Below are 14,190 nucleotides of genomic sequence, written 5' to 3' on the forward strand. Positions count from 1 at the left end.
GTTCATTGTGGAGCAGGCATGTTTCGCCATCGCTCCCCGAAATGTCCCCCCGTTTACTTCTTCCTCTCACCGGCCCAAAAGCCGGTGTGAAATCGCTGAAGGAATTCGCGGCGGGGGATCGCGTCGTAGCAGGTCACCATTGACCTTCCGCTCGGCTCGAGGTTACGTCGTGCGCACCGCACGACGCTGCTCAGAACGGGCTTTCCGACCAAACCAACGGAACATTCACAGTCTTCGCTAAGCTCACCGAGTGCCTCGGCTCTTTGTGATCCTGCTGGTTTTGCTGGCCTGCGGTTGCGGCGGTAAGCCGGCGGCGCCGCCGCAGGCCAAACCCGACACCTGCAAGGCCTCCGACGGGCCGACCGCCGACACCGTGCGGCAGGCGATCACCGCAGTGCCCATCGCGATCCCCGGCACCATCTGGGTTGAGATCGGGCGCGGCCACACCCGCAACTGCCGGTTGTCGTGGGTGCAGATCATCCCGACGATCGCCAGCGAGTCGACGCCCCAGCAGCTGCTCTTCTTCGACCACAACAGGCCGCTCGGGACCGCCAGCCCGAACGCAAAGCCCTACATCACCGTGCTGCCGCCCTCGGATGACACCGTGACCGTTCAGTACCGGTGGCAAAAGGGAAATGATCAGCTGTGCTGCCCCAGCGGGATCGGGACGGTGAAGTTCCGGATCGGACCGGACGGCAAGCTGCAGACCGACGGCAAAATCCCGAACCAATAACGGTCCGCGCCAACGGTTTCCAACTCAACGATGTTGCTGTTCAATCAATTGCCGCATCGAGCCCATCACCCGCGGTAAAGGGTGACGGTGGATCCAAACCCGTCGGGCGGCAAGGGCGATTTCGGCCCGACCGCCTAAGTTGCTTTCATTTAGGAAACTATTACCGCAAGATGCATGTTTACTCGGAAAGCCCTGTCATTCTGAGAGACCGGGACTGGTGCACATCTCGGCCGCACGTCCGGGTCACGGCCGGTGAGAGCGGCTGACGGCGTGGCGCAGGGACAATCGGATAATTCAGCACCAGGGGCTCGGTGGGAAAGGCAGGTTTGATGGGGCGGTCACGACGCATCCCGCACTGGGACCCCGAAGACCACGTGGCCTGGGAAGCCGGTAACAAAATCATCGCCCGGCGCAATCTGATCTGGTCCATCGCGACCATGCACGTCGCCTTCTCCATCTGGTACCTGTGGTCGGTGATGGTGCTGTTCATGCCGCAGTCCGTCTACGGGTTCTCCACCGGCGACAAGCTGTTGGTGGGCGCCATCGCCGCATTGGTGGGCGCGCTGGTGCGCATCCCCTACGCCATGGCCACGGCCAGGCTGGGCGGGCGCAACTGGGCTGTGTTGTCGTCGCTGGTGCTGCTGATCCCCACCGCGGGCGCCATTGTCTTGTTGGCGCATCCCGGTCTGCCTCTGTGGCCGTATTTGGTGTGCGCGGCGCTGACGGGATTGGGCGGCGGAAACTATGCCGCATCGCTGGCCCACGTCGAATCCTTCTTCCCCCAGCGTCGTAAGGGCTTCGCCCTGGGCCTCACCGGCGGGATCGGCAATCTCGGCGCGGCGAGCATCCAGGCGGTCGGGCTGTTCGTGCTGGCGGCGGCGGGCAACCGCGCGCCGTACTGGGTCTGCGCGGTCTACCTGGTGTTGTTGGCTGTCGTTGGAGTAGGCGCAGCCGTGTTCATGGATAACCTGGACCATTTCATCGAGGTCGCCCACGTGCGCTCTGTGCTTGCGGTGCCCGACACGTGGGCGATTTCTTTTCTCTACATGTGCGCCTCGGGCTCGTTCATCGGCTTCGCGTTTGCCTTCGGTCAGGTGATAGCGCACAACTTGATGGCGGGCGGGCAGAGCCATGCGCAAGCGGCGCTGCACGCGGCGGAGATCGCCTTCACCGGACCGCTGCTCGGATCCGTGGCCCGGGTGGTCGGCGGCAAGTTGGGAGACCGTTTCGATGGCGGCCGCGTCACTCTCACCATGTTGGTTGCCATGGTCGTCGCCGGGGGATCGCTCGTCGCGGTGAGCACCCACGACGACCTGACCCGTGGCCATGCGGGCTCGATGCCGGTCTATACCACCATCGGCTACACCGCCGGATTCATCGCCCTGTTCATCTTCTGCGGTGTCGGCAAAGGGTCGGTGTTCAAGCTGATCCCCTCGGTCTTCGCAGAACGCAGCCGCGCACTGAACATCCCCGACGTCGATCGTCGCCATTGGGAGCGCGCCAGATCGGCGGCGTTGATCGGTTTCGCCGGCTCGTTCGGTGCGCTGGGCGGCGTGGTAATCACCCTGGCACTGCGGCAGTCCTACGCCAGCACCGGCACCGGGACGCCGGCATTTTGGGCCTTCATGATCTGGTATGTCGCTGCGGCGATCTTGACGTGGGCGAGATATGTGCGGCCACAACGGGCAATCGAGCCGCCGGGGCAGCCGGACCGGGAAGCGATCACCGAGCTGCCCGTCAGCTCGTGACGGCGTCCGCCAGATTCTCCGGGTGCAGCATCTCGGCGTAACGCAGCCGCTCGGGAACCCCGAAACCGTCGACGATCGTCTCGGCATGCGGGCGCAGGGCCCGGCAGCGGTCGTTGATTCCCCGCGTGACGGCCTTGGCGCGCTCCGTGGACAGGTACCGGTGCTCGATGTACCACGCCTTGTCGTCCTCGATCACCGACAACGCGTACAGGTCGCACAGGATCCCCAGCAGTTCACGGGCCTCCTCGTCTTCGCAGGCGTCGATCCCGGCGACGAACGCTTCGAGTACCACTCGGTCGATGTGGGCGCTCGCCGCGTGTAGCACGTGGTCCTGCACCGAGTTGAACGCGTCGAATTCGGACATCTCTTTGGATTTCGCCTGCAGGCGGCGCGCCACCGACGCCAGCAGGTATTCCTCGCGGTCTTCGAACATCTTGATCTGCGTGCCGCGGTTGAACAGGCTGCCCTCTTCCTCGCTGTCCTGGCGGGTGTCCACGATCGTCTGGATAATCGTCTCTGCCGCAGTGCGTTTGATGACGCGTTCACCGACGGTGTTGGCGGCGAAGCGCACCCATTCGACCGGGCTCATGCTCTTGATGTCGTCGGCGTACGCCGTCAGCAGCTCCTTGGCCACCAGCTGTGTCAGCACATGGTTGTCGCCCTCGAACGTGGTGAAGACGTCGGTGTCGCCGCGCAGTCCGATCAACCTGTTCTCGGCCATGTAGCCCGCACCGCCGCACGCCTCGCGGGACTCCTGGATCGCGCGGCTGGCATGCCAGGTGTTGGCGGCCTTCAGGCCGGCCGCACGGGCTTCGAGCTCGCGCTGCTCGTCGGCGTCGGGTGCGTCGGCGCTTTGCACGTCATGGCATTTGCTGACCAGCTCGTTCTGCGCGAACTGCAGGGCGTAGGACTTCGCGATCAACGGGAACAGCCGCCGCTGGTGCACCAGGTAGTCCATGATCAACACCTCGGAGCTGTCGTCGGGTGCGTTGAATTGCCTGCGCTGCAACGCATATCGGGTCGCGATGTCCAGCGCCACCCGGCCGGCGGCGCCGGCGCTGCCGCCCACGGTGATCCGGCCGCGCACCAAAGTGCCCAGCATGGTGAAGAACCGGCGGTTCGGGTTCTCGATCGGCGAGCTGTAGGTGCCGTCGGGGGCGACGTCACCGTACTTGTTCAGCAGGTTGACCCGCGGGACGCGAACATGGTCGAACACGATGCGGCCGTTGTCCACCCCGGGCAACCCGCCCTTGTATTCGCAATCCGACGTGGTGATTCCGGGCAGGTCGTTGCCGTCCTCGTCGCGGATCGGGACCAGCACGCAGTGCACACCGTGATTGACCGGCTTGCCGTCCTCGGTGGTGATCAGTTGCGCGAAAACCGCCGCCATGGTTGCGGTTTCGGCCGCACCCCCGATGTAGTCCTTGCGCGCCGACGGGGTGGGGGAGTTGATGACGAACTCCTGCGTGTCGGCGTCGTAGGTCGCGGTGGTCTCCAGCGACTGCACGTCGCTGCCGTGCCCGGTCTCGGTCATGGCGAAACAGCCGCGCAACTCCAGGCTGATGATCTTGGGCACGTAGGTCTCGTGGTGGCGCTCCGTGCCCAGGTTCTCCACGGCACCGCCGAACAGCCCCCACTGCACCCCGGCCTTCACCATCAGCGACAGGTCCGACATCGCCAGCATCTCGATCATCGTGATCGCCGCGCCGACGTCGCCGGTGCCGCCGTGTTCTTTGCGGAAGCTGTCGGCGGCCGCGCCGAACGCCGCCATGATCCTCATCTGCTCCGCCACCTTGGTGCGGGCGATCACCGTGTTGGGGGTGTAGTGCGGGCGGAACAGGTCCTCGGTCAGCGTCGTCCGCATCCGGTTTCTGACATCACGCCACCGCCCGTCCAGCGCGTTGCGGAGATGTTCTGCGGTGCTTGTCTTTTCTGGCGCCATAAGCCGACAGTAATGCGCGGCTCGGGCCGCGGGGAACAAGAACGACGGTTCAGGTGGTCCGGGCCGGAGGGTTCTGCGCGCCGGGGAGCGGCGAGCGCAGCCGGTAGAGCGTGAACCCGGCCGCGACGGCACCGAACAGGCCGAGCATCACCATGTCGAAGACCCACCACCCGCTGTAGTGGGTCCACGTCAAGACGTTGACGGCCAGGTCGTCGATCCTGCGCAGGTTCACCGTGGACGCCGAGGCCGCGAAACCCCACTGGGCCGGGACGAACCAGCTGATCTGCTGCAACCCCCACAGGTTGACCAGCTGCACCAGGCTCCCGTTGAAGAGCGCGGATGCCAGAATCACCGGGACCACCAGCGGCAGGACTTCCCGGAGGGCCGTGCCCAGCGCCGAGAGGGTGAGGCCGATCACCGCGGACACGATCGCGGTGGCCGCCGCGGTGACGTAGAGCTCGATCGTGGCGTTGTGCAGCAACACGGCGCCGCCCGCCGGTCCGCCTTTGACGGCGACGACGATCGCGAACATGACGGCCGTCCATAGGGCCGCGGCCAGCCCGTACACCGTGAGCTTGGCGGTCAGGTAGGCCGGCGCGGACAGTCCCACCTGCTGTTCGCGGCGGAAGATGCCGTGCTCGAGCACCAGGGCGCGGATGGTCAGGGCCGTGCCCAGGATCACCGCGCCGATGTTGAGGGCGGCGAGGATCTCGATGGCTTCGTGCCCGTTGGCGCTGCCGGGCTCCGGCCGCGCCAGGCCCGTGTCGCCCGGTATTAGCAGCGTCAGCCCTGCCAGCGCGAACGGCAGGATCGCCAGGAACGCGAAGTAGAGGCGATGGGCCAGGAGCAGCCGGACCTCGCGTCGGGCCAGCACCCGGATCTGGCGGTGCCGGGGCAGCCCGGCCGGTGGCGCCCACGGCGCCGCGACCTCGGGCGGGGCGGTCAACGGTTGGGGCCGGCCGCGGAAGGCGCGGTGGGTTCCGTCGGGATCGGCGCTCACCCGGGCGAGGACCTGCGACCAGTCGGCGGTCCCCAAAGTGGATTCGGCCTGCTGGGGTGAGCCGAGGTAGGCGGCCTTGCCGGTCCCGGTGAGCACCAGCACCTGGTCGCACGTGTTGACGTCGGTGAGCGACGCGCGCGCCGAGATCGCGGCCACGACGACGCAGCCGATATTGGCCTGGCGGCGCAGGACCGCCATGACGTGGCGTTGCTGCGCCGGATCCAGCCCGGCGGTGGGCTCGTCGACCACGAGCAGGCTCGGCCGGGTGATCAGTTCGATCGCCAAGGCGACGCACCGGCGCAGCTCGGGTGCGAGCTTGCGGATCCGGGTGGCGCGGTGCGGGGTCAGGTCGAGCTCGTCGAGCACTTGGTCGACGATCCGCTCGCGCTGCTCGGGCGTGGCCTCCGGCGGCAGCCGCAGTTCGGCGGCGTACCGCACGGCCTGTTCGACGGTGAGCTGCCGGTGCAGCTGGTCGTCACGCGCGACGACCCCGATCCGGCTGCGCATCGCTTGTGGTTCGGCGTGCACGTCGTGTCCGTCGACGGTGGTGCGCCCGGAGCTCGGTGTCCGGGCGCCGGCAAATACGGCCAGCAGCGCGGAATTGCGCGCGGCGGACGGTCCGATGACGGCGGTCATGGTGCCGGGACGCGCCGTGAACGAGATGTCCGACAGGATCTGCTGCCCGTCGACGGCGAGGCCCAGCCGGTAGGCCGTCACCCCGGTGGTGCGCGCCGCCGTGCGCAGCGGCAGGCGGAACGTGGAGTTGGTCTCGTCGGTGCGCGCGGCGGGGCGCTGGGCGCGCAGCTTCGAGGTGATCATCCGCTCGATCAGGCCCGGGCCGTTTGGTGGCTCGGTCGCTGCGACGGGCGGGTGTATCGGGGCGACCGGCGGCGGAATGGGTGGGGGCGCCGCACCCGGGGGCGGCGATGGCGGGGGCGGTGGTCCCGGCGGGGGCGGTGGTCCCGGTGGTCTCGGTGGGGGCGCCACCACGGGCATGCGCTGGGTGGCGCTCTGGGTGGGGATTCGCGGGTCGGGGCCGCCCGGCGGCGGGTGCCCCGGCGGCGCGGCGGTGGGGGCGAGCTGGAAAACCAGGCGCGGACCGTGCTGGGGATCGCCGATGGTGATCGCCAGGCCGTCGCGGATCTCGACCGTCGGCACGCGGAATCCGTCGACGAAGACGCCGCGGTGGCTCAGATCGATGGCCACCCACAGGGCTCCGGTGAACCGCAGCACCACATCCGGGTGGGGCGCGGGTGGCGGCGGCGCGGGGCTCCCGAGGCGCTCCAGCGGGATGTCGCAGCCCGGGCCGTAGCCGACCAGCACGTCACGGCCCGGGGTGAAGACATACCTGCTGGGTCCGGCCCACACGGTCAGTGGGGCGGCCGGAACGGCCGAAGCCTCGGTCGGCATCACCGCCACCTTTCGTCACCGGTCAGCTCGATGTGGTCTCGCCGTCAGGCGCCGGTCGCCCGTTCGGTTACGTGTCTACCGCGCTCGCGGTCCGCTCACCAGTGATCGCGACGTTCACAGGGGGTTACGGCGCCCCGCGAGCGACGTGGCCAGGGAGGCATCGTCGAGCAGTCGGCGCAACACGTCGACCGCTTGCATCAACACCTGACGGTCACCCGCGTCGAGCAGCGCCAACTGGGGTTCGATCGCGTTGGCACGGTCGGCCCGCACCGCGTTGAGCGTGCGCCTGCCGGCGGCCGTGATTCGGATCCGGACGGCGCGCGCGTCTCCCGGGTCGACCGTGCGGGTCACCAGCCCCGCTTCCTCGAGGCGGCGCACCTGCGTGGTCATCGTCGGTTGCGAACAGTGATCGACGGCGGCGAGGTCACCGATGCGGGCTTCGCCGTGAACTTCGATGGTGGCCAGCAGCCGTGCCTGCGCCGCCGGCAGCGGCATCTGGATGCGCTGGGTGGCCAGGCGGTTGAGCCGCGCGACCACGGCGAGCAGATCGGCCCCCAGTCCCTGCGCTCCCTCGAGCTTTGCGGTGTCGACGACGTTGTCCATGTATCCATGGTTGCATAGCTTTGCTAAGCGAGGCCCGAACGCCGACGCGTGCCGCGCGAAAACCCTTCTTCAGCGGACACCCCCTGCCGGGACTGGCAGAATCGCCAAAGTGACCTTGCTGCGTCTTCGGCAACCTGGGGAAGGGTCGCTGCGTCCGAATGAGTTGGCACAGGCCGCTGTCATGGGGGCCCTCTGCGCGGCGATCGAGATCCTCGCCGCGGTAATCCCATTCGCTCAGGGGCTGGGCGTGCTGGGCACCGTGCCCATGGGATTGCTGGCCTACCGCTATCGCCCGCGGGCCTTGATGGCCGCGACGGTAGCTGGCGGCGTGATCGCCTTTTTGATCGCCGGGCTGGGCAGCCTGTTCATGCTCGTCGACTGCGCCTGGGTCGGCGGATTGTGCGGCATCGTCAAACGCAAGGGTCGGGGCATACCGACGGTCGCATTCTTGTCGCTGATCGCTGGGGTGCTGTGGGGCGCCGGATGGGTCGCGGTGCTGGCGGTGCTGACGCGCCTGCGGCAGCTGTTCTTCGACGTGATCACCGCCAATGCCAACGGGGTCGCGGCATTCCTGAATTGGGTACACCTTCAGGGCGTCGGCGACGCCCTGAAGCGATACGTCGCCAACGGGATACACCACTGGCCGCTGTTGATTTTCCCGTACATGGTTTTGTTGGTCGTCGTCGTTTCGTTCATCAGCTGGTCGGCCCTGTCTCGCCTCTTGGAGCGAATGCGCAAGATCCCCGACGTGCACAAGTTGGACGTGTCCGAGGACACGCAGGCCGGCGGCGCTCCGGTCGGGCCGGTCCCGGTGCGGCTGGACAAGGTGTCGTTCCGCTACCCCGGCGCCGACCGGGACGCGCTGCGCGAGGTCAGCCTCGACGTCCAGGCCGGCGAACACATCGCCGTGACGGGGGCCAACGGCTCGGGCAAGACCACGTTGATGCTGATGCTGGCCGGGCGGGAGCCGACGTCGGGAACCGTCGACCGCCCCGGCGCGGTGGGGCTGGGCGAGATGGGGGGCACCGCAATCGTCTTGCAGCACCCCAAGAGTCAAGTCCTGGGCACGCGCGTCGCCGACGACGTGGTGTGGGGCCTGCCCGCGGGCGCGCAGATCGACGTCAGCGAATTGCTGCGTGAAGTCGGGCTCGACGGACTCGCCGAACGCGACACCGGGAGCCTGTCGGGGGGAGAGCTGCAGCGCCTCGCGCTCGCCGCCGCGCTGGCGCGGGATCCGGCCCTGCTCATCGCCGACGAGGTCACCACCATGGTCGACCAGCAGGGGCGAGATGCGTTGCTGGGCGTGCTCTCTGGCCTTTCGAAGCGCCACCAGAGCGCGCTGGTGCACATCACCCACTACGACAACGAGGCCGCGTCCGCCGACCGCATCATCAGGCTCAGCGACTCAGCGGATAACGCCGTCAAGGCCGAAACCCCGACCATCACCCCCGCCCAGACCGCTGCGGTCACGCCCCGCTCGCACACGCCGGTGCTCGAGCTTGTCGACGTCAGCCACGAATACGCCAGCGGCACACCGTGGGCCAAGGTCGCCCTGCGCAATATCAGCTTCGTGGTCGAGCAGGGCGACGGGGTGTTGATCCACGGCGGCAACGGGTCGGGTAAATCGACCTTGGCGTGGATCATGGCCGGGTTGACGACTCCGACCGCGGGCACTTGCCTGATCGACGGCGAGCCCACCCACGAGCACGTCGGGGAGGTCGCGCTGTCGTTCCAGTCGGCCCGGTTGCAGCTGATGCGCGACCATGTCGACGCCGAAGTCGCTTCCGCAGCGGGCTTTTCGCATCTCGACGAAGACCGGGTGGCCGAGGCGCTGATCTCAGTCGGTTTGGACCCGGCGATGGGCAAGCGGCGCATCGACCAACTCAGCGGCGGCCAGATGCGCCGCGTGGTGCTGGCCGGACTGCTGGCCCGCTCCCCGCGGGCGCTGGTCCTCGACGAACCCCTGGCAGGATTGGACGTCGGCAGTCAGCGCGGCCTCCTGCGCCTGCTGGAAAACCTGCGCAGGGAACGAGGTCTGACGGTGGTGGTCATCTCCCACGACATCGTCGGGCTCGAGGAGCTGTGCCCGCGATCCCTGTATCTGCGCAACGGGGCGCTGGAAACGGCGACGACCGCGGCGGAGGGAATGCCATGACCGCGCCCGCGGACGCCAAGGCGGCGACCGGAAAAACTCGCCGTACGCCCCGTCCGGTTGTCCTGCTGGTCCCGGTGCCCGGAACCTCAAAGATCCACGAATTGTGGGCCGGCACCAAACTGCTGGTGGTGCTGGGCGTTTCGATACTGCTGACCTTCTACCCGGGGTGGGCCAGCGTCGGGCTGATGTTGGTGTTGCTGATAACGGCGGCCCGCCTGGCGCACATCCCCCGCGGCGCGCTGCCCTCGCCGCGGCGCTGGATATGGATCATCCTCGCGGTGGGCGGCATCACCGCCGCGCTCGGCGCCGGCGCTCCGGTGGTCTCGATCGCCGGGGTGCACATCGGGCTGGGCGGGACGCTGCATTTCGTGCGGGTCACCGCGCTGTCGATCGTGTTGATCGGGCTGGGGGCGATGCTGTCCTGGACCACCAACGTCGCCGAAATGGGGCCGGCGCTCGCCGCTTTGGGGCGCCCGTTGCGCTGGTTGCGGATCCCGAGCGACGAATGGGCGGTGGCCCTAGCGCTCGCGCTGCGCGCCTTCCCGATGTTGATCGAAGAATTCCAAGTGCTCTACGCCGCCCGCCGGCTGCGTCCCAACCAGACTCCCCGTAACCGCCGGGCCCGCCGACGCCAGCAGGCGCGCGACATGATCGACTTGCTCACGGCAGCAATCGTTGTGACGTTGCGGCGCGCCGACGAGATGGGCGATGCGATCACCGCCCGGGGCGGGATCGGTCAGCTATCGGCCGCTCCCGGGCGCCCGAAGCTCGCGGACTGGGTGACGCTGGCCATCACCGTCACCGCCGGGGCCACCGGCGTGGTCATCGACTCGATCGTCCAGCTTCATTAAGCGATCCGGTGTGGGCCCGTCGCGCGGCGTGAGCAGATGACCGATATCCGGCGCACGCGCACCATCGCGGCCTCCGTCGGGGACGTCTGGGATGTCCTGGCGGACTTCGGTTCCCTCAGTTCGTGGTCCGCCAATGTCGATCACTCCTGTGTGTTGTATGCCGGTCCCGACGGGGGCGGGCTCGGCACCGCCCGACGCGTCCAGGTCAAGCGTGACGCGCTGGTCGAGCGCATCACCGAATTCGCCCCGGGCCGCGCCCTGGCCTACGACATCGACGGCTTGCCCCGCCGCCTGCGCCGCGTGGCCAACCGCTGGACGTTGGCGCCGGCGGGCGACCGATCCGCCCTGGTGGCCCTGACCAGTACAGTCGAAATCGGGCCTCGCGCACGCCACAAGCTGGCCGAACGCGTCGTGTGTCGCGTGCTCGCACGACAGTCCGACGCGCTGCTCGCCGGGCTGGCGAATCGATTGGAGAACGGCCGTGTCTGATCGCCCCGATGTCATCGTCATCATGACGGACGAAGAACGCGCGGTTCCGCCCTACGAGGCGCCCGACGTGGTGGCGTGGCGCGACCGAACGCTGGCCGGGCGCAAGTGGTTCGAGGACCACGGCGTCAGCTTCACCCGCCACTACACCGGCTCGCTGGCGTGCGTGCCCAGTCGCCCAACGATTTTCACCGGGCACTACCCCGACCTGCACGGGGTCACCCAGACCGACGGCATCGGAAAATCCGCCGACGACTCCCGCATGCGCTGGCTGCGACCCGGCGAAGTGCCGACGCTGGGCAACTGGTTCCGCGCGGCCGGATACGACACCCATTACGACGGCAAATGGCACATTTCCCATGCCGACCTCACCGACCCGGCGACCGGGCATCCGTTGGCCACCAACGACGATGACGGGACCGTCGACCCTGCCGCGGTGCGGCGCTATCTGCAAGCCGACCCGCTCGATCCGTTCGGTTTCTCCGGCTGGGTCGGCCCGGAGCCGCACGGGGCGGCGCTGGCCAACGCCGGCGTTCGCCGCGACCCGCTGATCGCCGATCGCGTGGTGGGCTGGCTCACCGACCGCTACGCCCGCCGTCGCGCCGGTGACCCCGCCGCGCAGCGTCCGTTCCTTCTGGTGGCCAGTTTCGTGAATCCCCATGACATCGTGCTCTTTCCGGCATGGTCCCGGCGAGGGCCCGTGCAGCCGTCGCCGCTGGACCCGCCGCCGGTGCCTGCGGCCCCGACCGCGGACGAAGACCTGTCCACCAAGCCGGCCGCCCAAATCGCCTTCCGCGAGGCGTATTACTCCGGGTACGGCCCCGCCCCGGCGATCAACCGGACCTACGACCGCAACGCGCAGCGCTACCGCGACCTGTACTACCGGCTGCACGCCGAGTCGGACGGCCCGATCGACCGGGTGCGGCGCGCCGTCACCGAATCCGGTTCGCAGAACGCGGTGTTGGTGCGCACGGCCGACCACGGCGATCTCCTGGGAGCTCACGGCGGGCTGCATCAAAAATGGTTCAACCTCTATGACGAGGCCACGCGCGTCCCCTTTGTCATCGCGCGCATCGGCGAGTGCGCGACGCGGCGCCGCGCCGTCACGGCGCCGACCTCGCACGTGGACCTGGTGCCCACGCTCCTGGCGGCCGCCGGCGTCGACGTGGCCGCGGCCGCCGCCACGCTGGCGGAGTCGTTCTCCGAAGTGCACGAGCTGCCCGGCCGCGATCTCATGCCGATCGTCGACGGTGGCAACGCCGACGACGACAGGGCCGTCTACCTGATGACCCGCGACAACGTGCTCGAGGGGGACAGCGGCGCCTCGGGCCTGGGACGGCAACTGAAGCAGACGGTCAATCCTCCGGCACCGCTGCGCATTCGGATCCCGGCGCACACCGCATCCAATTTCGAGGGGCTGGTCGTCAGCGTCGACGACGCGGCGGCCGCCGGTGGCTGCGGTCACCTGTGGAAGCTGGTGCGCACCTTCGACGACCCCGGCACCTGGACCGAGCCCGGGGTGCGCCACCTGGCGGCCAACGGGCTCGGGGGAGAGGCCTATCGCACCTCACCCCTCGACGACCAATGGGAGCTCTACGACCTGACCGAGGACCCGATCGAAGCGGTCAACCGTTGGACGGACCCGCACCTGCACGAGCTGCGCCGACACCTGCGCGCCCAACTGAAACACGTCCGGGCCCAGTCGATTCCCGAGCGAAACCACCCGTGGCCGTACGCCCCCCGCCGCTCAGCGCGGACCCGCCCGCGGCCCTCCCGGCTGGCGCGGCTGCTTCGCCGGCGCTGACCGCCGAACCGGTAACAGGAGGCGCAATTGGCAGCGACGTCGGTCGGCCTGAAGAAGCAGATGCTGCGGCGGCGCCCGGTGGTGGGCGCGCATGTCGCAATCGGCGCCGCGGATCACCTCAAGCGCGGCATCGGCACCTTTCAGCTGACCATGTTCGGGGTCGGCTCGACGATCGGCACCGGCATCTTCTTCGTCATGTCCGTGGCCGTGCCCGAAGCCGGGCCCGGAGTCATTGTCTCCTTCCTTCTCGCGGGCCTCGCCGCCGGTCTCGCGGCCATGTGTTACGCCGAATTGGCCTCGGCCGTGCCGGTTTCGGGATCGTCGTACTCCTACGCCTACACCACGCTCGGGGAGGTTGCGGCGGTCGGTGTGGCCGCGTGCCTGCTGCTCGAATACGGGGTGGCCACCGCCGCGGTTGCGGTCAACTGGAGCGGCTATCTCAACAGGTTGCTGAGCAATGTGATGGGATTTCAACTGCCACACGCCTTGTCGGCCGCGCCCTGGGACGCGCAGCCCGGCTATTTGAACGTCCCGGCGATTACGCTGATCGGGATGTGCGCGCTGCTGCTCATCCGCGGCGCCAGCGAATCGGCGAAGGTCAACGCGATCATGGTGATGGTCAAGTTGGGCGTGCTCGTCGTGTTCGTGGTTGTCGCCTTCACTGCGTTCGACGCGCACCATCTGCGGGACTTCGCGCCGTTCGGCGTCGCGGGCATCGGGTCGGCCGCCGGGACCATCTTCTTCTCCTACATCGGTCTCGACGCCGTGTCCACCGCGGGCGACGAGGTGAACAACCCGCAAAAAACCATGCCGCGGGCGTTGATCGCCGCGTTGCTGACCGTCACCGGCGTCTACGTCTTCGTGGCGGTGGCCGCGCTGGGTGCGCAGCCCTGGCAGGCCTTCGCCGGTCAGCAGGAAGCCGGGCTGGCAACGATCCTCGAGAACGTCACGCACGGCAGCTGGGCCAGCTCGATCCTTGCTGCGGGCGCGGTCATTTCGATCTTCAGCGTCACGCTGGTCACCATGTACGGCCTGACGCGCATCCTGTTCGCGATGGGGCGTGACGGGCTGCTGCCCGCGAGGTTCGCCACGGTGAATCCGCGCACCATGACCCCGGTGAACAACACGGTGATCGTCGCACTGGCGGCCTCGACGTTGGCCGCCTTCATCCCGTTGCAAAAGCTCGCGGATATGGTGTCGATCGGCACGCTGACCGCGTTCGTCGTGGTTTCCGTCGGAGTGATCGTCTTACGGGTGCGCGAGCCCGACCTGCCACGGGGTTTCATGGTGCCGGGTTATCCTGTCACGCCGATCCTTTCGGTGGCGGCCTGCGGGTACATCCTCGCCGGCTTGCACTGGTACACCTGGGTCGCGTTCGGCGGCTGGGTCTCGCTGGCGCTGATGTTCTATTTCGTTTGGGGCCGCCATCACAGCGCGCTCAACGACGCGCAGTGATCA

The 14,190-nt window shown here is 68.3% G+C and carries 10 protein-coding genes; 7 read left to right on the top strand and 3 right to left on the bottom strand.

The features are described from left to right. Positions 1 to 265: 265 nt before the first annotated feature. Together G6N26_RS01205 and G6N26_RS01210 are read left to right on the top strand one after the other, a co-directional pair. Positions 266 to 733 carry an LppP/LprE family lipoprotein gene (locus G6N26_RS01205; protein ID WP_067170239.1) on the top strand — a complete coding sequence of 156 codons (468 nt, stop codon included), beginning with the start codon at positions 266 to 268 and terminating at the stop codon, positions 731 to 733. Positions 734 to 1,062: 329 nt separating this feature from the next. Then, positions 1,063 to 2,481, top strand: a complete 1,419-nt coding sequence (locus G6N26_RS01210; RefSeq protein ID WP_067170236.1) for an MFS transporter — start codon at positions 1,063 to 1,065, stop codon at positions 2,479 to 2,481. Here the strand turns inward: G6N26_RS01210 and G6N26_RS01215 are convergent. From G6N26_RS01215 to G6N26_RS01225, 3 genes are all read right to left on the bottom strand, one after another. Beyond that, on the bottom strand, positions 2,471 to 4,423 hold the full coding sequence (locus G6N26_RS01215) for an acyl-CoA dehydrogenase family protein (RefSeq protein WP_067170233.1): 1,953 nt from the start codon (positions 4,421 to 4,423) through the stop codon (positions 2,471 to 2,473). The two genes, G6N26_RS01210 and G6N26_RS01215, sit on opposite strands and share 11 nt — an antisense overlap. Before the next feature lie 49 nt (positions 4,424 to 4,472). Continuing rightward, positions 4,473 to 6,833: an ATP-binding cassette domain-containing protein gene (locus G6N26_RS01220; RefSeq protein ID WP_163648697.1), complete on the bottom strand. Its 2,361-nt coding sequence runs from the start codon at positions 6,831 to 6,833 to the stop codon at positions 4,473 to 4,475. Between the two features lie 114 nt (positions 6,834 to 6,947). Further along, complete coding sequence (locus G6N26_RS01225) at positions 6,948 to 7,436, bottom strand: MarR family winged helix-turn-helix transcriptional regulator (protein ID WP_067168691.1); 489 nt, start codon at positions 7,434 to 7,436, stop codon at positions 6,948 to 6,950. Positions 7,437 to 7,545: 109 nt separating this feature from the next. Here G6N26_RS01225 and G6N26_RS01230 point away from each other — a divergent pair, with 109 nt between their 5' ends. The 5 genes from G6N26_RS01230 to G6N26_RS01250 are packed head-to-tail and all read left to right on the top strand — an operon-like array spanning position 7,546 to position 14,187. Then, positions 7,546 to 9,591 (top strand): ABC transporter ATP-binding protein, encoded by a 2,046-nt coding sequence (locus tag G6N26_RS01230; RefSeq protein ID WP_232067521.1) that lies wholly within the window; start codon positions 7,546 to 7,548, stop codon positions 9,589 to 9,591. Continuing rightward, the gene (locus G6N26_RS01235) at positions 9,588 to 10,442 is read left to right on the top strand and encodes a CbiQ family ECF transporter T component (RefSeq protein ID WP_067168695.1); all 855 of its coding nucleotides are present in this window, start codon (positions 9,588 to 9,590) and stop codon (positions 10,440 to 10,442) included. Before G6N26_RS01230 ends, G6N26_RS01235 begins: the two co-directional genes overlap by 4 nt. Positions 10,443 to 10,478: 36 nt before the next feature. Continuing rightward, a complete protein-coding gene (locus G6N26_RS01240) occupies positions 10,479 to 10,931 on the top strand; it encodes an SRPBCC family protein (RefSeq protein WP_083017768.1) in 453 nt (150 codons plus the stop codon). After that, the gene (locus G6N26_RS01245) at positions 10,924 to 12,732 is read left to right on the top strand and encodes a sulfatase-like hydrolase/transferase (RefSeq protein WP_083017766.1); all 1,809 of its coding nucleotides are present in this window, start codon (positions 10,924 to 10,926) and stop codon (positions 12,730 to 12,732) included. The genes G6N26_RS01240 and G6N26_RS01245 overlap by 8 nt, the downstream gene beginning before the upstream one ends. Before the next feature lie 60 nt (positions 12,733 to 12,792). Next, positions 12,793 to 14,187 carry an amino acid permease gene (locus G6N26_RS01250; RefSeq protein ID WP_372509317.1) on the top strand — a complete coding sequence of 465 codons (1,395 nt, stop codon included), beginning with the start codon at positions 12,793 to 12,795 and terminating at the stop codon, positions 14,185 to 14,187. Positions 14,188 to 14,190 lie beyond the last annotated feature (3 nt).

The sequence above is a fragment of the Mycobacterium marseillense genome (assembly GCF_010731675.1).
Lineage (GTDB): Bacteria > Actinomycetota > Actinomycetes > Mycobacteriales > Mycobacteriaceae > Mycobacterium > Mycobacterium marseillense.

Bases quoted from the DNA above. Each gene is read 5' to 3' on its own strand.
- G6N26_RS01210 (WP_067170236.1), top strand. From the start codon at position 1,063: ATGGGGCGGTCACGACGCATCCCGCACTGGGACCCCGAAGACCACGTG.
- G6N26_RS01215 (WP_067170233.1), bottom strand. From the start codon at position 4,423: ATGGCGCCAGAAAAGACAAGCACCGCAGAACATCTCCGCAACGCGCTG.
- G6N26_RS01220 (WP_163648697.1), bottom strand. From the start codon at position 6,833: ATGCCGACCGAGGCTTCGGCCGTTCCGGCCGCCCCACTGACCGTGTGG.
- G6N26_RS01225 (WP_067168691.1), bottom strand. From the start codon at position 7,436: ATGGACAACGTCGTCGACACCGCAAAGCTCGAGGGAGCGCAGGGACTG.
- G6N26_RS01235 (WP_067168695.1), top strand. From the start codon at position 9,588: ATGACCGCGCCCGCGGACGCCAAGGCGGCGACCGGAAAAACTCGCCGT.
- G6N26_RS01240 (WP_083017768.1), top strand. From the start codon at position 10,479: ATGACCGATATCCGGCGCACGCGCACCATCGCGGCCTCCGTCGGGGAC.
- G6N26_RS01250 (WP_372509317.1), top strand. From the start codon at position 12,793: ATGCTGCGGCGGCGCCCGGTGGTGGGCGCGCATGTCGCAATCGGCGCC.